Source organism: Acinetobacter sp. FL (genome assembly GCF_040744925.1).
GTDB classification, from domain to species: domain Bacteria; phylum Pseudomonadota; class Gammaproteobacteria; order Pseudomonadales; family Moraxellaceae; genus Acinetobacter; species Acinetobacter radioresistens.
In genome coordinates, this window is sequence record NZ_CP160437.1 from 77,019 (window position 1) to 99,970 (window position 22,952).

19 protein-coding genes and 1 pseudogene are annotated in these 22,952 nt (G+C 40.5%); 14 read left to right on the plus strand and 6 right to left on the minus strand.

The annotated features are described in order from the left end of the window. The first annotated feature begins 126 nt into the window (after positions 1 to 126). The 3 genes from guaA (at position 127) to ABZP31_RS00380 (ending at position 3,583) form a co-directional block, all read left to right on the plus strand. On the plus strand, positions 127 to 1,695 hold the full coding sequence (gene guaA, locus ABZP31_RS00370; RefSeq protein ID WP_005017353.1) for a glutamine-hydrolyzing GMP synthase: 1,569 nt from the start codon (positions 127 to 129) through the stop codon (positions 1,693 to 1,695). A gap of 190 nt (positions 1,696 to 1,885) precedes the next feature. After that, complete coding sequence (locus ABZP31_RS00375; RefSeq protein WP_367156866.1) at positions 1,886 to 2,830, plus strand: pirin family protein; 945 nt, start codon at positions 1,886 to 1,888, stop codon at positions 2,828 to 2,830. Between the two features lie 99 nt (positions 2,831 to 2,929). After that, positions 2,930 to 3,583, plus strand: a complete 654-nt coding sequence (locus ABZP31_RS00380) for a glutathione S-transferase (RefSeq protein WP_138000395.1) — start codon at positions 2,930 to 2,932, stop codon at positions 3,581 to 3,583. 68 nt (positions 3,584 to 3,651) lie between these two features. On the opposite strand, the gene ABZP31_RS00385 is transcribed toward ABZP31_RS00380, so the two are convergent. Next, a complete protein-coding gene (locus ABZP31_RS00385) occupies positions 3,652 to 4,275 on the minus strand; it encodes an SPOR domain-containing protein (protein ID WP_005017344.1) in 624 nt (207 codons plus the stop codon). Positions 4,276 to 4,296: 21 nt separating this feature from the next. Continuing rightward, positions 4,297 to 6,087, minus strand: coding sequence for an arginine--tRNA ligase (gene argS, locus ABZP31_RS00390; protein WP_144745104.1), 1,791 nt, complete (start codon positions 6,085 to 6,087; stop codon positions 4,297 to 4,299). 192 nt (positions 6,088 to 6,279) lie between these two features. Between argS and ABZP31_RS00395 the strand changes: the two genes are divergently transcribed. The 8 genes and pseudogenes from ABZP31_RS00395 (at position 6,280) to ABZP31_RS00430 (ending at position 17,162) form a co-directional block, all read left to right on the plus strand. Beyond that, positions 6,280 to 6,567, plus strand: coding sequence for a DUF2798 domain-containing protein (locus ABZP31_RS00395; RefSeq protein WP_005405333.1), 288 nt, complete (start codon positions 6,280 to 6,282; stop codon positions 6,565 to 6,567). A 39-nt stretch (positions 6,568 to 6,606) separates the two neighbouring features. Continuing rightward, entirely contained in the window at positions 6,607 to 6,768 is a 162-nt protein-coding gene (locus tag ABZP31_RS00400; RefSeq protein ID WP_005405332.1) for a hypothetical protein, read from the plus strand. Between the two features lie 649 nt (positions 6,769 to 7,417). Beyond that, positions 7,418 to 9,112 (plus strand): NAD-dependent malic enzyme, encoded by a 1,695-nt coding sequence (locus ABZP31_RS00405; RefSeq protein ID WP_005017337.1) that lies wholly within the window; start codon positions 7,418 to 7,420, stop codon positions 9,110 to 9,112. A gap of 140 nt (positions 9,113 to 9,252) precedes the next feature. Further along, positions 9,253 to 12,567 carry a type VI secretion system Vgr family protein gene (locus ABZP31_RS00410; protein WP_248134699.1) on the plus strand — a complete coding sequence of 1,105 codons (3,315 nt, stop codon included), beginning with the start codon at positions 9,253 to 9,255 and terminating at the stop codon, positions 12,565 to 12,567. After that, the gene (locus ABZP31_RS00415) at positions 12,564 to 14,780 is read left to right on the plus strand and encodes a LysM peptidoglycan-binding domain-containing protein (RefSeq protein WP_248134697.1); all 2,217 of its coding nucleotides are present in this window, start codon (positions 12,564 to 12,566) and stop codon (positions 14,778 to 14,780) included. Before ABZP31_RS00410 ends, ABZP31_RS00415 begins: the two co-directional genes overlap by 4 nt. A 10-nt stretch (positions 14,781 to 14,790) precedes the next feature. Beyond that, positions 14,791 to 15,720 (plus strand): hypothetical protein, encoded by a 930-nt coding sequence (locus tag ABZP31_RS00420; RefSeq protein ID WP_248122889.1) that lies wholly within the window; start codon positions 14,791 to 14,793, stop codon positions 15,718 to 15,720. A 428-nt stretch (positions 15,721 to 16,148) separates the two neighbouring features. Further along, positions 16,149 to 16,316, plus strand: a pseudogene (locus ABZP31_RS00425) (hypothetical protein); the annotation flags it as partial. 231 nt (positions 16,317 to 16,547) lie between these two features. Further along, the gene (locus ABZP31_RS00430; protein ID WP_248135408.1) at positions 16,548 to 17,162 is read left to right on the plus strand and encodes a hypothetical protein; all 615 of its coding nucleotides are present in this window, start codon (positions 16,548 to 16,550) and stop codon (positions 17,160 to 17,162) included. A gap of 171 nt (positions 17,163 to 17,333) precedes the next feature. Here ABZP31_RS00430 and ABZP31_RS00435 read toward each other — a convergent pair whose 3' ends face one another. Genes ABZP31_RS00435 through ABZP31_RS00450 form a run of 4 tightly spaced genes read right to left on the minus strand, consistent with a single transcriptional unit; the run spans position 17,334 to position 20,362 of the window. Then, positions 17,334 to 18,254, minus strand: coding sequence for a Dyp-type peroxidase (locus ABZP31_RS00435; protein WP_248135406.1), 921 nt, complete (start codon positions 18,252 to 18,254; stop codon positions 17,334 to 17,336). A gap of 36 nt (positions 18,255 to 18,290) precedes the next feature. After that, the gene (gene znuB / locus ABZP31_RS00440) at positions 18,291 to 19,094 is read right to left on the minus strand and encodes a metal ABC transporter permease (protein WP_248135405.1); all 804 of its coding nucleotides are present in this window, start codon (positions 19,092 to 19,094) and stop codon (positions 18,291 to 18,293) included. 3 nt (positions 19,095 to 19,097) lie between these two features. Beyond that, a complete protein-coding gene (znuC, locus tag ABZP31_RS00445; RefSeq protein WP_005017297.1) occupies positions 19,098 to 19,892 on the minus strand; it encodes a zinc ABC transporter ATP-binding protein ZnuC in 795 nt (264 codons plus the stop codon). Then, the gene (locus ABZP31_RS00450; protein ID WP_005017294.1) at positions 19,865 to 20,362 is read right to left on the minus strand and encodes a transcriptional repressor; all 498 of its coding nucleotides are present in this window, start codon (positions 20,360 to 20,362) and stop codon (positions 19,865 to 19,867) included. Before ABZP31_RS00450 ends, znuC begins: the two co-directional genes overlap by 28 nt. A gap of 121 nt (positions 20,363 to 20,483) precedes the next feature. Here ABZP31_RS00450 and ABZP31_RS00455 point away from each other — a divergent pair, with 121 nt between their 5' ends. From ABZP31_RS00455 to atpB, 3 genes are all read left to right on the plus strand, one after another. After that, positions 20,484 to 21,320: a zinc ABC transporter substrate-binding protein gene (locus ABZP31_RS00455; protein WP_005017292.1), complete on the plus strand. Its 837-nt coding sequence runs from the start codon at positions 20,484 to 20,486 to the stop codon at positions 21,318 to 21,320. A gap of 173 nt (positions 21,321 to 21,493) precedes the next feature. Further along, positions 21,494 to 21,892: an ATP synthase subunit I gene (locus ABZP31_RS00460; protein ID WP_005017290.1), complete on the plus strand. Its 399-nt coding sequence runs from the start codon at positions 21,494 to 21,496 to the stop codon at positions 21,890 to 21,892. Positions 21,893 to 21,996: 104 nt separating this feature from the next. After that, on the plus strand, positions 21,997 to 22,872 hold the full coding sequence (gene atpB, locus ABZP31_RS00465) for a F0F1 ATP synthase subunit A (RefSeq protein WP_005017287.1): 876 nt from the start codon (positions 21,997 to 21,999) through the stop codon (positions 22,870 to 22,872). The last annotated feature ends 80 nt before the right edge of the window (positions 22,873 to 22,952 follow it).

Genomic DNA, 22,952 nt, shown 5'->3' on the forward strand with positions numbered 1-22,952 from the left:
TCCCCTATTAAAAAAGCCCATCATCAAAAAATTTTAAAAAATTGATATGTCTGAATAATGTGCTTAATACATCAAAAAATGCTAGAATAGCGCGCTTACTTCGATTGCCTTTCATAGTTGTTTGTCATGACTACCAATACCCAAATTACTGAAGACCGTATTCTGATTCTGGATTTCGGTTCTCAATATAGCCAGCTCATTGCACGCCGTGTTCGTGAAGCAGGCGTATATTCTGAAATGTATGCTTATGACATGTCTGAAGAAGACATTCGTGCTTTTAACCCGAACGGAATTATTCTGTCTGGTGGTCCTGAAAGTGTCCACGTAGAAGGTAGTCCGCGTGCACCACAACTGGTTTTTGAGCTAGGGGTGCCGGTACTGGGAATCTGCTATGGTCTACAAACCATGTGCGAACAGCTGGGTGGCAAGGTAGAGCCTGGTGTGGTGCATGAATTCGGTTATGCCGAAGTAGATATTCTGATTCGCGACGGTCTGATCGGACAGCTGCAAGACCGTGAAAACCAGCTGCATGTCTGGATGAGCCATGGTGACAAAGTGAGTCAGCTACCAGCCGGTTTTAGCGTGACTGCCAGTACGCCAAGCTGTCCAATTGCTATGGTTTCTGATGAAGAACGCCGCTTCTATGGCATCCAGTTTCATCCAGAAGTAACACATACCTCTAAAGGTGCAGAGTTACTTTCCAATTTTGTACATCAGATCTGTGGCTGTCGTGGCCTATGGACTCCAGAACATATTATTGATTTGCGTGTAGAACAGTTACGTGAACAGATTGGTAATGAAAAAGTATTGCTGGGACTTTCAGGTGGCGTAGATTCATCTGTTGTAGCAGCATTGTTGCATAAAGCGATTGGAGACCAGCTAACTTGCGTATTTGTCGACAATGGCCTTTTACGTCTGAATGAAGGCGATCAGGTTATGCAGATGTTTGCGCAGAATATGGGTATCCGTGTAATTCGTGCTGCTGCTGAAGAGCGCTTCCTTGGTGCATTGGCAGGCGAAGTTGATCCAGAGAAAAAACGTAAAATTATCGGCCGCGAGTTTATTGAAGTTTTTGCTGAAGAAGCACGTAAGCTTGACGGTGTAAAATTCCTGGCACAAGGTACGATTTATCCAGATGTGATTGAATCTGCTGCCAGCAAACAGGGCAAGGCCCATGTGATTAAATCGCATCATAATGTAGGCGGTTTACCAGATGACCTGGCTTTTGAACTGGTTGAACCGTTACGTGACCTGTTTAAGGATGAAGTACGTAAACTGGGTACGACCTTAGGCTTGCCACATAGCATGATCTATCGTCATCCATTCCCGGGCCCGGGCCTTGGTGTGCGTATTCTGGGTGAAGTGAAAAAGGAATATGCTGATATTCTGCGTCTTGCTGATGATATTTTCATGCAGGAATTACGTGCCAGTGGCTGGTATGACAAGACTGCCCAAGCATTTGCTGTATTCCAGCCTGTCAAATCTGTGGGTGTAGTGGGGGATGGCCGTCGTTATGCATGGGTGATTGCACTGCGTGCTGTGGAGACAGTTGACTTTATGACAGCACGTTTCGCTCATTTGCCTTATGACCTGGTAGACCGTATATCTACCCGTATCATGAATGAAATTAAAGATGTATCACGTGTGGTATATGATGTGTCATCTAAACCACCTGCTACGATTGAATGGGAATAAACAGGCTATTTACAGGTTGAAGTATTTTATTAGGGTTTTCTATGAATCAGTTTTAAAATGCTCTAGTTAGCTGGCTTAAAATATCCCTTATAAAAAAGGACGCGAAAGCGTCCTTTTTTATGCAGAAAATTTACGTTATAACCGAATCAGATCAAGCAGATTTTATATAAAACATGATAAGAGTATAAAGATGAATCAATCAGGGACCGGAACTATAGAGCCAGCAGAGCATATACTGCCGCATGCAACTCAATTACAGGAAATAGCTACCCGTACCGCTGAAATTGGACAGGGCACTGTAATTCAGCGGGCCCTGCCCAGCCGTTATAAACGTATGATTGGTGCGTGGTGTTTCTTGGATCATGCGGGACCAGCCACATTTAAACCGGGGCAGGGCATGAAGGTGGGGCCGCATCCTCATATCGGACTGCAAACTTTTACCTGGATGATTGAAGGAACGGTAATGCACCGGGATAGTGTCGGCTCTGAACAGCTCATTGAGCCGGGACAGGTCAATCTGATGACAGCAGGATATGGAATTACCCATACCGAAGTTTCTCCTGAGTCAGAGACCAGAATGCATGCTGCTCAGCTCTGGATTGCCTTACCTGATGAGCAGCGCAACATGTTACCTAAATTTGAACATTATTCTCAGTTGCCAGTTGTGGAAAAGGATCAGCTACAATGTACTGTACTGGTCGGTGAATTTTTAGGACAGTCTTCTCCGGTACAGGTTTATAGTCCATTGCTCGGTGTTGATTTAAAAGCTAGAGAAGATAGTCGGCAGGTTTTTGCTTTAAATCCACAATTTGAATATGGTTTTCTTGTTCTGGAAGGCAGTGCACAAGTGAACGGCCATGAATTACATAATCAAAATATGCTGGTATTGCATCCTGGTCTGGAAGAGATTGAACTTGAATTAAATAAAGATGCCCGTCTTTTATTGATAGGCGGCGCACCATTTGAAACGCCAATAGTCCTGTGGTGGAATCTGGTTGCACGAACTTCTGAAGAAATAAGACAGGCGCGTGAGCAATGGGAGAAACATGATCACCGTTTTGGAAACGTTGAGGGTCATGCTGGACCGCGACTTGAAGCGCCTCCTGTTCCCGGACAAATGCGTCCTGCCAAATAAGTCCCCTAATGACTGGTAATAGTATATAAAATAATAGGCTAACTGCTGTTGTTTTGATAACTTAATTTTTATAAACACAATAAACTCAGGAATAAAACCATGCTAACTCTACACCATCTGGAACAATCCCGTTCGTTCCGTATTCTTTGGGCTCTAGAAGAGTTAGGTCTAGATTATCAGATTGAATTTTATCGCCGTCAGCCAGATTATACCGGCCCAGATAGTTTAAAGGCCATTCATCCATTGGGTAAAGCCCCTATCTTAACAGATGAAGGTCATGTACTGGCTGAGTCTGGTGCAATCTTGGAATACCTGCAAAGCCAGTATGATCAAGAATCACATTTTAAGCCGACCGATCCTGCTGCTCTGCGTGATTATATTTACTGGATGCATTATGCCGAAGGTTCACTGATGCCTTTACTGGTGTTTCAACTGGTGATTTCAAAAGTGGGAGAGCGGGTTCCTTTTCTGATTCGTCCGCTTGCCAATAAGATTACGGATGGTATCCGGGCCGGATTTGTTCAGCCACGTTTGAAAGATCATATTGCTTTTCTGGAGCAGTATCTGGGCCAGCATGAGTATGTCGCGGGTCAATTCAGTTTTGCCGATATCCAGATGAGTTTTCCGCTTGAAGCGATGGCAACACGTCTACAAGGACATTATCCCAGTATACAGAAATATTTAGCCCGAATTCATATACGTCCCGCTTATCAGCAGGCTAAAGCACGGGACCCGGAACAGGCTCAAGTATAACGGTATTTATTATTTATCAGGTATAAATAAAAAAGGATGCGGCCGCATCCTTTTCTATTTTTTCAGGTCTAACGTTTTACCACAATTGAATCAATACCACTATGTTGTAAAGTCTGCTGTGCAATGACAGCAGCTTCCTGTGAGTCATACGGCCCAGAAATGACCCGATACCAGGTTTGGCCATTTTCAGTGGTTTTGATGACATCAGCAGAAAGACCATTCAGGATAATTTCAGCACGGCGTGCATCAGCACTGTCAGGATCTGGAAAACTGCGTACCTGTAAAATAAACGATGGCTGACGTGGTACAGGCGCTTCAGTCACATCTAGGCTACCATCTGCTGGTACTGCATCTGCCGGCGTGGCAGGTTGTACTGGTTCAGGTGCTTCTACGATTACTACAGGTGCAGTATCTTTAGTGGTCTCAGGAATAGCCTGTTCAGGGATTGGTGTAACCTGCTGTTGTGGCAGCAAGTCATAGAAACGGTAATCCTTGTTGGTTTCTTCCTGGTAGTGCTCGGAGGTGATCTGGTTTTTCGGTTTAACCGGTTCCCACGGTTTCCAGAGCATCAATATAACTGCCAGGCAGAGTACAGCCAATATAGCGACCAGCGTCCCCAACCATTTCGGAATCAGGGGCTGCTTTGGCTTGGTTGACCGTTCAGATACACCGCGTTGCGTTTTTCCAAACACGTGGAAACCTCTCTTGTTATTTTACATGGTAGTCGGTGCAGACACACCGAGCAGTTCCAGGCCATTACGAAGTACTTGCTGAACATTTACAGAAAGTAGTAGACGGGCCTGAGTCAGTTCAGCATCATCACCAAGTACTTTGTGTTCATTATACCAACCGTGGAAAAGCGCTGCCAATTCCTTCAGGTAGTTACCGACCTGATGCGGCTCATAAACATTGGCTGCACGAATCACAATATCCGGGTAAGCCGCCAGCTTGGCCAGCAGTTCAGTTTCTGCATCAAGTTCCAAGCGCGGTGCATGGCTACGTGCTGTAGAGACATTCAAAACAGTACCATTACTCGCGGCTTTTTCTAGCATACGGCAGATACGTGCATGCGCATACTGGATATAATATACGGCATTATCTTTACTTTGCGAGACTGCGAGGTCAAGGTCAAAGTCAATATGCTGTTCAGATTTACGCATTACATAATAAAACCGTGCTGCGTCATTGCCAACTTCTTTACGCAGGTCACGCAAGGTTACAAACTGTCCGGAACGCGAAGACATCTGAACCATTTCACCACTACGCCATAAACTCACAAACTGTACCAGTAAAACAGTCAGTTTCTTTGAGTCATAACCCATTGCCTCAATTGCAGCTTTTACCCGCGAGATATAGCCATGGTGATCTGAACCCCAGATATCAATCAGGTCGGTATAACCGCGTTGCAGTTTATTGAGATGATAGGCAATATCCGAGGCAAAGTAAGTGGTCTGGCCATTACGGCGTTTTACCACACGGTCTTTTTCATCACCAAATTTGGTTGATTTAAACCAGATATTGCCATCTTCTTCATATAAAAAGCCGCGTTGATCCAAAGTTTGTAGGGCTTCATCAATTTTTTCAGTGAGCGAAGCTTCACTAAACCATTCATTAAACGTTACACCGAACTCGCCCAGATCATCTTTAATATCATCTAGAATGGCTTTAAGCGCTGCCTGGTGAAACACTCGATAACCTTCACCCAGTAAGTGCTGGGCATTAAAAATCAGGCCATCAATATGCTTTTCTTTATCACCAGAGAGAACGACTTTATTACCTTCACTGTCTGGCTCAGCAGCATATTGAACATCTTCCGGAACATCTTTATAGACATCAGCGACTGGGTGTACATAAGTTTTACCTTTCAGGTCGATAATGCCCTGTGCGATTTCCTTGACATAGTCACCTTGGTAGGCATTTTTAGGAAAAACTAAATCTTGTCCTGACAGTTCAAGATAACGCAGGTAAGTAGAGGTCGCCAGAATATCCATTTGACGGCCAGCATCATTGACATAATATTCGCGATCAACCTTAGCACCTGTCGCCTCAAGCAAAGTAGCGACGGTCATGCCGTAAGCAGCACCACGGCCATGACCTACATGCAGGCTAGATGTCGGATTGGCAGAGACAAACTCAACCTGAATTTTTTTCGCAGCATTAACCTGCGTGCGACCATATTGGTCTTTTTGAGCCTGAATCTGGTCGAGTACCGCAAAGCGCTGGTCAGCATTTAAAAAGAAATTGATAAAGCCCGGACCAGCAATTTCAGCTTTGCTAATGTCAGCCACTTCAGGCAGGTTTGCCAGAATTTTTTCAGCCAGATCACGCGGCTTCATACCAGCAGCTTTTGCCCCGATCATGGCAATATTAGATGCGAAATCGCCATGACTGCGGTCTTTGGTTCGGGTCAGGCTACTGCTGTTGGTCCACTCAGGGGGGAGTACCCCTTGGTTCTGAAGGGATTGTACTGCATGATCAAGAGCTGCTTGTATTGCCGTATTCATAATCAGTCGAAAAATAAGTATCGCGGAAAGAGAGCAAATATAACAAATTTCCAGCAGCTTGGGGGAGTGCATTTACAGGGATTAAAAGCGCTTTGGCCGTTTCATTACAGGAAATGCTATAATGCTGCTTATTTTCCTCAAGAAATCTGGAAAATATTTTATAAATTTATATTAAAAACCTAGAGTTATGCCATGAACCAAACGCGTGTGACCATTATCGGCAGTATCCCGAAGCTACCGACAGCATGCGCTGCCTGGATAATACCTCTTATTTTATCCTGCCTGATGAGTGGAATAATTTCCATGATTAATCTTTTACGCAGTTTAGGCTGGGTCGAAAATTTCTTTCATCTCTGGTTTAGTGCCTGGATGTTATCTTGGCTGGCTGCATTTCCAGCGGTACTGATCCTGTTGCCACTGGTACGCCGTATAGCGGGCCTGTTAGTCGATATGACCCCGCCATCTCCACCTCAGCGTTAATTAATCCCGAGCGGTCAGTAATTCTTCTAGCATTTCAGCATGGCTGGGGTGAAAGGTATAAAGGTTGCGGGAATAGTAGACTTTATTGATTTTTATTATTTTGAACTTCTGTTTAAAAATATTCCGCTTCTGGAAGATGATAAAGCTCAAAGGGATTGGCAGTTTTTATTGTCGGGTAAGAGAAGAGTCGGATCTGTCTAGTCTTTAGTTTATTAGTCTAGACTTATTCACTGCTGCTCATACAAATAAAAAGCCAGCTTTTGATAAGCTATCTGACCATTGAACTTAAAAGATAAAATATAATTTTGCTCAGGTTTGTTTTGAAGAATGTAAACTTTCTCTTTTTTATATAAACCTGCTGGATTCTTCAGAATGTGTCACTGAGCTGTCCCAATGGACTGAGAGTGATTTTATGAATATCTACTATGCCTTTGGGCTAAAATTTAATAATTCTTTTTTTTATGTTTAAAACAGAGCTTAAATCTTCCCTTATTTTTGAAATGGCTCAATAGTTGCCATCTGCAGCCAGAAAAACACTAATCATCAATAAAATCAAAAAGTAGAGCTTTATTATTAGTCATTATTATTTTCAGAGAGTTAAATAGCACAGAAGTATAACAAAATAAAGTTTCATCAGAATCCTGTTCAGGACAATATAAAACCAGATCCAGTCTTCGACAACTTTCTTATTCTCTATGTAAATACTCTCAATATCAGTATCACTGTTCGAAATACCCATTTTATATAAAAAACGCTTAAGCTAATGGTTAAATCAAGTGAATGAAAGTTGAAGACTGGACAGATCCTTACATTTTAGTCAATCTGGACCAAGTCTATAGGTATGAGATAAATGACCACAGAGCAAAGCAAGCATCCATTATATATTCCTTATGCTGGCTACACCCTATTAGAACTCCCGCTATTAAACAAAGGTTCTGCCTTTACCGAAGAAGAACGCAGTACATTTAATCTGCACGGTTTAATTCCGCATATTATTGAAAGTATCGAAGAGCAGAGCCAGCGCTCCTATCAACAGTACTCTTCTTTTAATGATGCAATCAATAAGCATATTTATTTACGAAATATCCAAGACACTAATGAAACCTTGTTTTACCACCTGATCGAGAATCATCTAAGTGAGATGATGCCGATAATTTATACACCGACAGTGGGTGAGGCCTGTCAGCGTTTTTCTGACATATATCGTCGACACCGAGGAATTTTTATTTCTTATCCGGACCGTGAACATATTGATGACATCTTGCAGAATGTCAGCAAAAAGAATGTAAAAGTTATCGTTATTACAGATGGCGAACGTATTCTGGGCTTAGGAGATCAGGGTATTGGCGGAATGGGGATTCCTATTGGCAAGCTCTCTTTATATACCGCATGTGGCGGAATCAGCCCGGCTTATACCTTGCCTATTACCATTGATGTGGGTACCAATAACCAGCAACTCTTAAATGACCCGATTTATATGGGATGGCGACAGCCACGTATTACTGGTGATGAGTATTATGCTTTTATTGATCAGGTGATTAATGCCATTAAACGCCGCTGGCCAAAAGCCTTAATTCAGTTTGAAGATTTTGCCCAGAATAATGCAATGCCAATATTGCAGACTTATCGCAACAAAATCTGCTGTTTTAATGACGATATTCAAGGAACTGCAGCAGTATCGGTAGGAAGCCTGATAGCAGCCAGCCGTGCTGCTGGCAAGCAGCTTAAAGATCAGGTTGTGGCATTCCTGGGTGCAGGCTCAGCCGGTTGCGGTATTGCTGAGCAGATTGTGGCACAAATGGTTGCGGAAGGTTTAACTGATACCGAAGCACGAGCACGTGTTTATATGGTCGACCGTTTTGGCCTGATTACTGAAAACCAGCCAAACCTGCGGGATTTCCAGCGTAAACTGGCGCAGCGTGCAGATGTCATTGCCGACTGGGCTGATATGGGTGAAGTTATCTCTCTACTGGATGTAGTCAGAAATGCTCAGCCAAGTGTATTGATTGGAGTATCTGGGCAGCCCGGACTATTTACTGAAGAAATTATTAAAACTATGCATGCGCATTGTGAACGTCCAATTGTAATGCCACTTTCTAATCCGACTTCTCAGGTTGAGGCTGTACCCGCCGATATTATCCAGTGGACGGAGGGGAAAGCTTTAATTGCAACCGGTAGCCCGTTTGCACCGGTCAATTATCATGGCAAAATTTATGAGATTTCCCAGTGTAATAACTCATATATTTTTCCAGGTATTGGTTTAGGTGTAATTGCCTGTGGCGCCACCCGGATTACAGATAGCATGCTTATGGCTTCGAGTAATGCCTTGGCAGATTGTTCACCTATGTTAATTGATCCAGAGGCAGACTTATTGCCGAGTATTGATGAGATTCAAAAGGTCTCTAAAATCATTGCTTTTAAAGTTGCGAAAGCAGCTATGGAAGCTGAAGTTGCTCCTCTCATTAATGATGAGCTCTTACAGAAGTGTATTGAAGAGAACTTCTGGAAACCAGAATATCGTCGCTATAAACGAATTCCTTTTTAACTTTAAGTAAATTCAAGGAGCTTTGGCTCCTTTTTTATTATTCAATAAAAAAGACTTTAACCCCAAAGCTGGACGATTACAACGATCTTGCATTAAAATGCGCCCAATTTATAACATCAATAATTAAAAAGAAGGCAACCATGCTGAAGAATATTTATTCTCTTTTTGAGCAGATGGGGCTAGGCGCATTAAAACGGGCCCTGCATGTCCAGTTTTCTCTTCCTGAACTTAACCAGCAGGTTTTTCTGCAACGTATTGATGGGCAGCATCGTATCAATCATGGTTTAAAAATAGAATTAATTTGCCTCTCAACCAATGCACATCTTCCGTTAAAGCAATTTATTGGTTGTCAGGTAGCAGTTGACCAAGTGACTGATACCGGGCAACTCAGCCGCAATTCGGGCATCATTACCCAAGCCAGTCAAGGTCAAAGTGATGGAGCGCTCAGCGTTTATAAACTTGTCTTGGAAGATGGCACTGTTCTCTGGCATAAACGTCGCAACAGTCGGGTGTTTATGAATAAGAGTGTGCCTGAAATCAGTGAAATTCTATTCAAGGAATGGCAAGCCAAAAGTCCATTATTTACAGCTAATTTGAGTCTGGATTTAAGTGGTCTGTCCCAAAACTATGACGTACGTCCTTTTGTAATGCAGGCCAACGAGACTGATTATGAGTTTATAACCCGTTTGTGGCGTAGTGAGGGCATTAACTGGCTGGTCGATGAGCAAAGCTATCTGGTTGCACACCAGTTACAGGAAATTCAGCCACAGAAATTACGTTTGATTGATGACAATGTGCATTATACAGCGCTTAAACGTGGCTTGATAAATTTTCATCGTAGTCATGCGACTGAGCGTTTTGACAGTATCACCAATCTGACGGCCTATCGTAATCTTCAGTCAACGGCTACCCATGTACAACGCTGGCAGGCAGATAGTTTAAGTCAGGATGAAGGGAACGGTTCGGTACTAAGTACACATCAGCACAGCGAACAATATGCCAATGAAAGTCTGAGTCTTGAACAGGCCTGGTCAACCAGTCCAGCATGGATTGGTGACTTGAATGGTGCAGACCAGTCAACCGTTTCAGGTTCAGCACAGGTAGAGAAGCTGAATTCTATCTTTAACCAGTACCAAGATAGTCAGGCTAAATATTTTAAGGCAAGCAGTAGTGTACGGGATGCACAGGTCGGCTACTGGTTTGAGTTAAATGGGCATCCTGAAATTGACCAGCATACTGGAGCTGACAAACAATTCCTGATTTATGAAAAAACCTTTTATAACCAGAACAATTTACCTAAAGATATACAAAGCCAGATTGACCGCTTGATCAGTATTAAAGACTGGTTATCTTCAAACGATGAGCGACAGGCCAATGAACTGGTCCTGATACGCCGTCAGGTAAAAGTCGTTCCTGAGTACCAGCCGCTGGTCCATCGTCCACCTGCCTATCCACAACGTGCTCGTGTAGTCGGGCCAGAAGGCGAAAGTATTCATGTAGACCAGTGGGGCCGTATTAAAGTCCGGTTTTTGTTTACTAGGGTAGATGACCATAGCCATGATGGAGGAGCCGGCAGTAATAATAATGATACTGACTCAGCCTGGGTAGATGTACTCACACCATGGGCGGGAGAAGGATATGGGGCCCGCTTTTTACCTCGCGTTGGTGAATTGGTGGTGATCGATTTTTTTGACGGCAATGTAGATCGCCCATTTATTATAGGGCGTATTCATGAGGCAGAGCGTTATCCGACCCGTTTCGATATTAAGGGGCAACTACCTGATACCAAAAAACTTAGTGGTATTCGTAGTCAGGAAGTTAATGGTAGTGGTTTTAACCAACTACGATTTGACGATACTACCGGTCAGATTAGTACCCAGCTACAAAGTAGCCATGCAGCGACACAATTGAATTTGGGAAATCTTAGTCATCCTAAAGACAAAGCGGTTAGCAATAGCCGAGGTGAAGGTTTTGAACTTAGAACCGATGCTTGGGGAGCATTACGTGCTGGTAAAGGAATGCTAATCAGTACCTATCCACAGGAACAAGCCATAGCTGACCATCTGGAAGCTACACAAGCCCAGTCTTTACTGTCGGAAGGCTATGAAAGCATGAAGATGCTAAGCGAAATTGCTACCAAACAGCAGACTGATGCATTAAATGTGATTAACCGCTTACCAAAACTTATCCAGTCACTTGAACTAAAAACTACAGGGCAGGCGTTAAACAGCACACTGAACTTATTTAAAGAAAGCATGAGCAATGATCCAATCCATGCACTAAAAGATTGTGGCGGGTTTATTGAAGAAATAGGTTCTTTAGGCGGTGATGTGAAAGGGGTTATAGATGAATTCAATACATTTTTTACTGATGCTAAAGATGCAGTGGAGAACTTAAAAGAGTTTATTGAAAATGTTGAGGAGCATGGTGCTGATATTGTAAAAGGCAAGCTTGCCAGTATTAAAGACCAGATTCAGCAGAACCCATTTGAAAGTATTAAAGAAGTGGGAAAAGTCTTGGCAAATGTAGATATGAAAGACTTTGACCTAATGAGCGTATGTGGAACCTTTAGTAAAGGTAGCAAGCTGCAAATCACTCCTTCTAAAGCATTGAGTTCGTTACAAGGCTTTATGGAAGGCTATACCCAAGGTTTAGAAAGTAGTCCCGATACTAAGCAGCAAGAGCAGGGCAAAATTTTTAGACAGGCATTGATGTTATTAGCTTCACCAAATGGTATTGCTTTAACGACACCTGAAAATATTGTTTTGCAGGCCTCTCAGGATATTGCCGAGAGTGCCAGTGGTTCAATTAACCTGAGTGCGCAGAAGAATATTATTGGACATGCACAGGACAAAATCAGCCTGTTTGCTGCACAAAAGGGGCTCCGCGCTTATGCAGCAAAAGGGAAGCTCGAGCTACAAGCACAAGATGATGCGATTGAGGCGATTGCCAGGAAAGTCATTAAACTGATTTCTACTGAGGAAAAGATTGAAATTACCAGTCCGAAAGAGATTGTACTTACAGCAGGGGGCTCTCAGCTCAAAATTAATGCAGATGGTGTATTTTCAACCACAGGTGGTAAGTTTGAAAGTAAAGCTGGGCAGCATCTATTTATAAGTGGCGCTAAAGTTTCATATGAAGTTCCTGAATTACCTAACACACCAACTTTTAGTAATCGTTTAGATATTTACGATTTATTTTGGGAAAGTGATTTTAGTCAGCTTAGTTATAAAGCTTTTGTTCCGGGAACAAACTCATTTACTTCGGGATCAATAGATGAACATGGGCGTACAGGGAAAATTAGTACCCCAGACCCAACAAAGGTTCAAGTTCTAGTTGGCTCTAATGATGAATGGGGATTAGTCATTGACAGTTTTGATGAAGATGATTTTTTGACCGATCAAAATGTAAATGATTCAGAAACAGATAATGTAGAAGGTAGGGATTGGAAATGAATAAAAAATCATTAGTTACCATACAAATCTTAGACTTATTTGGTAGTCCAATTTCAAAAGCCCAATATGAAGTAAAGAATCAGAGAACAGGGCAAGTTATTGCTGCTGGAGCGACAAATTCTTCAGGTTGTATCGTCGAAATTAGCCGAGATAAAGGTACGGCTTTAGATGTTTATATTAAAAGTATGTTTAATGGCTTGATGGTCAAGGTACAAACTTTTGTAATGTCTAGAGATCGCATGCTTGTAAAAATTATAAGCCCAAAGGTAATGTTGGATTTAAAAACATTAACAACTCAAGGGAATAATGGACAATATAAAAGAAAAACCCATATTGTGAAAAACGGTGAAACTCTATTTAAAATAGCGCAGAAAAATCACACAACTGTACGAGCGCTAGAACGGTTAAATAAAATAGACGATCCAAATAAGATTAATATTGGCCAAGTTATTAAGTTACCAGTAAATATTCCTGCAACTGGAAATAATTCACATCAAGAAAAGTCTAAACCAGCTACTCAGCAGAGAACACAACCTTCGGCTACTACTAAACAAAAACCATCACAGACTCCACCTGTAAAGCCTTCTAGTACAACACCTCAGAAAAAGCAGGAAGAAGGAATTTTTGGAGCAAATTTTGGCAGTAAAATCCTCGATCAAGTAAATGAGCTTTATGAAGAAGGTAAAAAAACGCTGAATGAAGCTACAAACGTTGCTTCCAAGATATTGACAGTTGACGATCGCAGTCAGGATGGCGGGACACCTAAAGTAGATGCACCAAATTTATGTAAAACTAACCCACAATGTATTTCAAGTGGTAAGAGTGAGCTTATTCGAGAAGTAAATATTCGTTTGGCAGGTTTTGGCGGAGCTTTACCTACGGATGAGTTCACTGAGCTAACTGCAACATGTATTAAGCAATTCCAACGGGATTATATGGGGGTACCAGAGACAGGAAAAATTTGTGGTTCTGTTTTAGCAGCTTTAGATGAGTTTAACCATAAGTATCCTATTCAAAAGTATATGCAATCTATAGCATGTCCCTGTGCAAAATTTGGTGGTGGTGTTCAATGTAAAGGTTTTGGTGCTAGTAGAAAAAAACAATATAAGATTTTAGGTGTTGAGGCACCAGGAATGCATAGATCTACAATGTGGATTTTAAAAGCTGCCCATTTTTATTTAGAAAAAGAGAAAGATTTGGGTGTAAAAATTACAGGTATAAGTTCTGGTTATCGATGTATTGAGAATAATGCAGGACATAATTCAAGTAGACAATCTCGTCAAACAGTGAATCATATGAGTGGTGCTGCTCTTGATGTTCTCATCAGTGATAGTACTAAGCTTAATCTTGTTAGGGAAAAAATATTTATGAAATATATGAATGCAGCTCCTACAGGAACAAGAGGTGGCAATCGTATATTTTTAGAGTCAAGAGGACAAGGAGCGACGGGTTGGGTACATTTTGATATCTTATGGTATGAGAACTTAAGTATAGAAGATTCAGCATATTATGGTACAAAAGTTGAAAAAATAATTAATGGTACTCTGAGTGAGTTATGTAAAAAAAGTAGAATTAATATTTTAACTTGTAGTGGAAAAATACTTAATTCGAGTATTCCAGTAAGTAATAATAACAAAAGTATAGTCGAATTGGTAAAAGAGTTAGGAGAAGCCATTGCAAGCGGTGAAGGTAGTTATGAAGCTTGGAATGCTGGAGCGCCAGAAGGAAAGAGAGTTAAATTTGGTAAAATGAATGATAGAACTGGAACAATAACAGGTAAGACTATTAATCAGTTACTAGATGCTTCAAAAAATTATACTTGGGAGGATGAGCGTAGGCGTTTCGCAACTGGAAAATATCAGACAATTCCAAAGACACTTTCAGCTGCTAAAACAGCGTTAGGCTTATCTGGGGAAGAGTTATATGATAGTGATATGCAAGAGAAGATTTTTAGAGAGTATTTATTGTTGAATCGACGTTCAATTAAAGCCCTTATTGAAAATGGTAGTGCCACAGTTGATCAGGCAATGACAGATGCTTCAAAAGAATGGGCTTCAATTGCTCTTCCTAAGGGTGAAAAGAATAAATTCGGTACGGTATCAGACGGTACTATCGGATATCATCAATCAGCTACAAATAAAGCTAATAGCCATTCAACGGCTAAAGTAAGAACTATTTTTGAAAAAATTAAAACAGTTCATTTAAGCAAATAGGAAATTCGAAATGAAATTTTTGAAAACAGTAATAATATTTTCTATTGGTTTTTTAGTATCAAATTGTGGATTTTCTAAAGAAAATAATCAAAATTTTGATAGTGATAAGAAAAACATTTCTAATGATTTTGTTACAAAAGATAAAGTTTTAAAGTGTAACTTTGAACATGGTTTTATTGATTTTTGTTCAGATAATTATTTAAAGCTTTATAATAATTCATTGAGAAAAAAAGCAAACTTTGCCCAAAATAAAGTTGCTTTAGTAATTGATAAAGAAAGAGATACTGGAAAAGGTACACCTAGAAAAGTTAAATACTTTGTCGTATTAGATCCAGCAACGAAAAGAGTATATCCATTAGGACAATCTGTTGGTTATTTTGTTAATGATAGATTAGAAGAGATCATAAATGAGCCTCCTCGTATTAAATTTAGTCAAAATAATAATCAAGTTTGTCTATCAGGTACAACATTTTCGTATCAAGATAATAATATAAATGTTGAGAATGAATGTTATAAATTCAATCCAAATGATAAAGATTTTTTTAAAAAAGTACAGAAACAAAAAAATATAAAATATGAAAATAGCAATTTTCCCATTACATTTGAAAAGAAAAAATTTATGTGTAATGGAGTGAAGTGTAAAGAAAATACACTTACAAATGATAGTTTAAAAGAAATATCAAATAATGATAAAAATAGTGAACTTCGATTTCTTGTAAATGAAAGAGGATTTGATACAACCTATATTAATGCTTCTGCTGGTAGTAAGATTTTATATGTTTTAAAATATAGTGAGGGTGATAGTGAGCAAGAAAATATATATTTATCCTATTTTTTAGATGGTCTATTTAAAACCAAAGTATTAGGAGAAGTTAAATTATTTAAAATAGATAGTAGTCAGAATGTATATTTTAATGGTAATAAAGTTATCTTAAATTAATTTTTTAATAAAACAGTAATATTTTTATTTACTGTTTTATCTTTTTAAATATAAAGTTTCTCTAATAGTGATATTTTATATAAGATAAATAAATAATTAGTTATATTATTAAGTATAAATTATGCATTACTTATGATTGATTATAAAAAATACTTAAAACTTTACTAAAATAATATTGCTAAACTTAATGGTGGTATCATTAGTAGTTCTATTTCTAGTAATAAACCTAGACAAGGTGCAATATATACAGATAACTCAATAAAAAATACTTTATTATTAATACTAGTTTTGTTAGTTTCTGGATGTTTCAATACAGCTAATACTGTTTATTATTCATATAAGAAATGCACTTTAAAAAATGTTTGTAGTGAATTTAATTATATAAAATATCAAAATAGTTATACATTATTTGCTTATAAGCCTCCTAAAATAATAAAGTTAGAGGGGTTGATTTGATAGGGAATGGAATCCCTAATATTATAACTGAATGTTTTACAAAAGAAGGTTCACATTTTAATATTTGGGGAGGGCTTAATAATGAAGAAATATATAGTAAGGGATTGTTGGATGTAAGGAATAAGTATAGAGAAAATTAATAATATTTATGATAGATAAAAATTCTAGTTAAAGATATAGATGCTTTAATACTAAAAATACCTAAATTAATATTATATTTCTAGTTGAATTTTATTGTAAAAAGTATTAATTATAGAAATTTTTAAAGCTATTTATATTTTTAATTATCATAAAATTTAAAATAAAGAATTTTTTAGAATTTAATTAAAGTAATGTATTATTTAAAAAATATATATAGAGATTATGCAATAATGATTAGAGTCTTTTTTTTATTTTTAATTAGTTTAATGTATGCAGTTACAACTGAGGCAGGTCAGCCTAAGTCAAGTAATACAAAACTTTATTTTTCATATCGAATCTGTAAAAATTCAGGGAAGTGTAAGCATCTTATACCCACAAAAAAAGTGAATAATTATCTTTTTAAAAGACTTGATCCTGCACGTGATGAGTTTTATATAAAAGATAATAATGATAATTTTATCTTATATTATAAAAATGTTTATAGTGAAGATGTCCAAGTAGGATGGGCAGAAGCCAAAGCAGATAAAAATAATAGTGGTGAGTTGAGTTTAAATATTGATAAAATTAACCTGGCTTTGGGTGGAATTGATTTTATAAAGAATGGATATGCAACTAAACAGGCTGAATCAAAGAATTTTAAGTTAGGAATCTATTATTTAGCTGATAATTATACAGGTGCTCCATATTATCAAAAGCAAAAAATAGTATTTAAGAAAAATGCTGGAGATTTGATTTTAGAATGCAATAGTTATTTAAATAATCCTTCTGTAAAAGATGAATCTTATGGAGTTTTTTATGGAGTATGTTCCGAAGGAGAAAAAGTTTACTTTAATCAGGTAAACTAATTTAATTGCCCTTTTTTATATAAATGTAAGGCTAATAGCTTTTATATTTTTTAAGTTAAGTTATTAACCAAAATTTCAGAGTTAAGACTTATAATTTTTAATTTAATTTTATTAAAATGTAAGAAAGCTCTAAAATACTCTAGAGCTTTAAAAATATACCCTTCAGTTTTTTTAACTCTCTAATATTATTTCAAGTAATTCTGCACTAGGCGCAAAGTAATATGCCCCATCAAGTGGAGTGACAAAGTGTAATAAACGGTCATGAATACCATCACCACTAGTTCCAAACATACGGTTCAGCATGAGATCGATAATGTTAAGGTCTTTAGTATAAGCAATAAAGAAAAGACCCTGATCACCTTTCCCATCACCATATGGGAGACTATGACGAAGAATCTCCATTTCCTCACCATTTTCATCTTCTACCACGGTACGTGCTATATGCGCATTCTCAGGTTTTACCTCATCATCCAGTTCAATAGACTCAAGTTTGGTACGGCCCATGATCTGCTCTTGAGTATCTACTTTTAAACGTTTCCATTTTTCCAGGTCATGTGCATAACGCTGGGCAAAAATAAATGATCCATCTGCAAATACACCACTTTCTTCAGGCAGAAGCGCAACCTCTGCACGGTCATCGTTAAATTGTGGGTTTTCAGTACCGTCAATAAAGCCGGTAATATCACGCCCATCAAAATAGCGAAAACATACCCGCTCATCCAGCACCTCAACCTTATCTTTGATTCCCTCAAAAAATGCTTGGCTCAAGGCAAAACAGATGTCGGCACGTGCGCTGGCAATATGAATGAATACATCGGCAGGTACCACCGGCATCTGAAAAGTACTCTGCTGAGGAGCAAGCTGTTTAAAGCCAGCAGGCATTTCTTTATAAAGCTGGGGCCATATTTCTGGACCGAAAGCAACTGCCGCTTTAATCTGTGCAGCAGGGTGCTGGGTAATCAAACGGTCTCGTGTACTATGCAGTAGCGCGATTTGCTCCTTAAGCTCAGCCACTGAAAAATCTTTTAAACGTAAACTGATAAAACGTGCATGGTCAGAAGGTAAGGGAAGGATTACCGATTGAGCAGTCATTAAAAACCCCACAAAATTTTATACAGGCTTTAAGCCTTATGAAATACTTGTTCTGATCTTCTGTACAGTAAAAATCAGGATAAATAAAATTGCCATAGTAAGTACAATACTTAAGCCGGTCGAAATGTCCAGACCAGCACTTGACCATAGTCCTACCGTTATTCCAATCTGTGCCATCACAAATGCCCAGATCACCATCTGTCTGGGTGAATGTGCAAGCAGACGGGCCGTCAATGCAGGTATGACCAGTAATGCTCCCATCAGTAAAGAACCTACGGCACGCAATGCCAGAACTGTAAACAGCGCCAGCAGTAACATGAAAATCAGGCGCTGCCATTGGTTATGGATGCCTTCGCTGGCTGCAATATCCGGATCAATGGCAGTACGGATCTGGGCTTGCCATGATTTATAAAGCACGGCGAGTGCCAGCAGAATAACCGCAGCAAATGTAGGTAAGTCATTCCAGCTGATTGTAAGCAGGTCACCGAACAGATAACTGAGCAGTTCAGGCCTTAAACTGGGCAAGTGCTGGATAAACAACAGGCCAGAACAGAGCAGGGTCGCTGAACACAGTGCCAGTAAAGCATCACTCGGCAAGCGCGGATCATGCAATACCCATAACACTGCCACCAGTAATAAGGCCAGTAAAGTAACACCCATCCATAGTGGTAAGCTAAGTCCACCTGCAACGGCAACGCCAAGCAAAGTGCCATGCGCCATGGTGTCGGCAAAAAATGACATCCGTCGCCACAGCATCAGACAGCCAAGTGGAGCGGTCAGAAAGACCAGCAGGGTACCCATAATCCAGGCAGGAAGCAGAAGTTGTAGCCATTCCATCATTACTTAAACTTCCGGTTCAGGGTGGATATGTGGGCGGGCATCATGCTGACAGGGTTCAGCATGGTCGCCATGCGCACAGCGGTCATGATGATGCTGGTAAAATACACGTTGGGTTCCAAAGATTGCCTGGTATTCAGGATGTTGCTGAACATTCTCTGGCAGGCCGCTACAACAGATATGCTTGTTGAGGCAAACCACACGATGCGTGCCTTGCATGACCCACTGCAAGTCATGAGAAACCATTAATACGGCACAGCCATAACGTTCCGGCAGGCTCCGTACATAGGCATACAGTTCGGCCTCAGACTGAATGTCAAGCCCTTGCATGGGTTCATCCAGAACCAGGATATCTGGCTGGCGCAGTAATGCACGTGCCAGTAATACCCGTTGCCGTTCACCTCCGGAAAGTTGTTGCACTTTAGATAACTCTAACTTGCTGATACCCGTATCTCGGATGATTTCTGATTTGATCTGCTGGGAGCAGTTTTCTAAAGCCAGCAAGTCTTTGACGCGCAATGGCAAGCTATGTGATGGGTTAAATTTTTGTGGCACATACGACATCTTTAGCGTTTTAGCCGTGCGGACATGACCAGTACTCGGCTGCATAATGCCCAGCAATATCTTAATCAGGGTAGACTTGCCAGCACCGTTTGGACCGATCAGGGTCACAATCTCCCGTTCATGGAGCGTAAAATTAACCTGCTTAAGAATATCCAGCTCATCAAGCCTTACACTGATATCTTCAAGAGAAACCAGGGGCAGGGGAGAGCTTAGGCCGTGGTGTTGCACTGCTGACATAATCCTGAAATCTCGATAATACTGTGGTGCGCATTAAAATGATCAGAAGCTGCCAGCTGCTCCAGCTGCTGCATCAAGCCTTGTGCCGATGCCTCTTTAACAATGTGACAGCGCGTACAGATCAGAAAAGCCGCCTGATGGCCTTCTCTTGGATGACAACAGGGAATATAGGCATTAATCGAAGTCAAACGGTGAATAAGGCCTTTTTCCAGCAGAAACTCTAGCGTACGGTAAACAGTAGGTGGAGCAGCCGGCCGGTCAGTATTACTTTTCATTTTAGCCAGCAGGTCATAGGCCCCCATCGGGCTGGAAGCTTTCAGAATCAGCTCCAGCACCTGTTTACGTAAAGGAGTAAGACGTGCACCCGAGGCAATACATAAGCTTTCTGCTTCAGCAAGACGTGCTTCAACGTTATGATGGTCATGTACGCCGTGCAATGTGTCATGATGTCCATGTGAACATGAGCTCATGCTAAAACCTCGAAAATAATTTATTAAATATTAACATGAAGCCTAAGCATGTTTCGAACAGGCATAGGTATTTTTGTAGAATTGTTATATTATAACATTAAAGGGTCTTGGTTTCTTCTTCATGTTACGTTTTATTCTTGTTGCTCTGGCACTATGCAGTTGTACCTTAAGCTGGTCAAATGACCTGGTTGTATCTACACAACCTATTTACCTGATCAGTAAAGCAGTTACCCAAGGAATCGAGCAACCCAAGCTGCTATTAGCCAATCAGAGCGGGCATGATATTACTCTAAAGCCGGCTCACCGTAAGACCATTCAGGATGCTTCTCTGGTGATCTGGCTTGGGAAAGCTCATGAAGCTCCTTTAGACAAGGTATTGAGCAGCCAGCCTAAAGCAATCTCTATCCTGGATTCAGGACTGGTAAAGCTGCTGCCACTTCGAAATACCCGTGGTAAAGCATTACCAAATACCGTCGATACCCATATCTGGCTTGATCCGAATAATGCGGTACGTATCGGCTTTTTTATAGCGGCCTTACGTTCACAGCAGTATCCGGCACATCGGCAGGCTTACTGGAATAATGCACGGGCATTCGCAGCACGTATGCTCAAAGTGACGCAACAATATAACCAGACTGGTCAGTCACGTCCGTACTGGTCTTATCATGATGCTTACCAATATTTGGAAAGACCTCTTAATCTGCGCTTCGCTGGTGCCTTAACTGATGATCCACATATTGCTCCAACTATGAGTCAGATTCGTTACCTGAATCAGCAGCGGCCAAGTCAAAAAATGTGTTTGCTGGCAGAAGGCCATGCCAGCCAGGCCCAGTATCGTAGCCTGAATCCGATCATATTCCAGAAGGTCGACGAAAGTATGAGTAATGAGCAGGATTTTATTGTAGCGTGGAAAGATCTGGCTGATCAGGCCCATCGCTGTGTAGTAAATGCACGATAAACAGATAAAAAATAAACACCCTGAAAATCTCTCAAGAACCGGCTGAGGATTGAAAAAAACCATAGTTCAATCGGGAAAAGATTGCATGTTCAGGGGTGTAACTCTATAATGCCTGCGATTAAAAACGATCATCAGCTAAACTTGTCAAGCATTTATGCTGTAAGTGGGTAAAAATGAGCCGAACTAGTCGCTTGATTGACCGACGGTTAGCGAAAGCTTTGGTCTACCTGCAAGCATTTATGATACCTGTGTCTGCTTTGATAGCATGGCTTGTAAGTGATACAACCGCAGCATTAAGTGCCGCACTTGGTGCATTGGTGTGCTGGCTTGCAAGCAGTTATTTCTCATGGCAGTCATTTAGAACTGCCGGGGCAAGAGCTTCAAAGCAGGTTCTATTGAATATGTACCGGGGCATGCTCGGCAAGTTTGCAATCATGATTGTTGGCTTTATTTTAATTTTAAGCAATGTACAACCACTGTCACCGGTGGCATTGTTTTGTGGATTTATACTCGTTCAGAGCATGTCTTGGGTTGCCCCGTTTTGGGTGTCTCGACTACAAAAACGAGTTTAAGCGCAGCAGAAATTGAAAAGTTTTTTTGGAGATGTGTGAGATATCAGGCAGCACGCGATATTCACCAGCTCTATTTATTATTTGACATTGACCAGGTGTGATTTATGGCTGCTGAAGAACATGCCCTTACTTCGACAGAGTATATTAAGCATCACTTGACCAATATGACCTATGGCAAAATGCCAGACGGTACTTGGAAATTGGCCGAGACTGCTGAAGAAGCTCAACAGATGGGGTTCACTGCAATTCACTTGGATTCAATGGGTTGGTCAATTGGCCTTGGTGTGATTTTCTGTTTGTTATTCTGGCTGGTTGCTAAAGCAGCCAATTCTGGTGTTCCTACCAAATTCCAGTCTGCAATCGAAATGATCATTGAGTTCGTTGACTCAAGTGTTCGTGATACTTTCCATGGCAAATCTCGCTTGATTGCGCCATTGGCACTGACCATCTTCGTGTGGATTTTCCTCATGAACCTGATGGACCTGATTCCTGTTGACTGGGTTCCTTACCTGGCTCAGCAGATTGGTGCAAGTGTATTTGGTATGGATCCTCACCACGTTTACTTCAAGATTGTTCCATCTACTGACCCGAACATTACCTTAGGTATGTCCCTGTCAGTATTTGTCCTGATCTTGTTTTACAGCATCCGTGAAAAGGGTGTTGGTGGCTTTGTTGGCGAGTTGGCACTTAACCCATTCAACCCAAGTAACCCAGTTGCAAAAGCGTTACTTATTCCGGTGAACTTAATTCTGGAACTGGTAACTTTCCTTGCACGTCCAATTTCATTGGCACTTCGACTGTTCGGTAACATGTATGCGGGTGAGTTGATCTTCATCTTGATCGCGCTTTTACCGTTCTGGATCCAATGGGCGTTATCTGTGCCTTGGGCTATCTTCCACATTCTTGTTATTACGTTGCAGGCGTTCATTTTCATGATGCTGACCATCGTATACTTGAGCATGGCAAGCGAAAAACATTAATGGTATTGCCTGACTGTTATCAGACGGTTAGGCACAATTTTTTAATTTAATTTGGTATAAAACCTAACCTCTGAGGAATT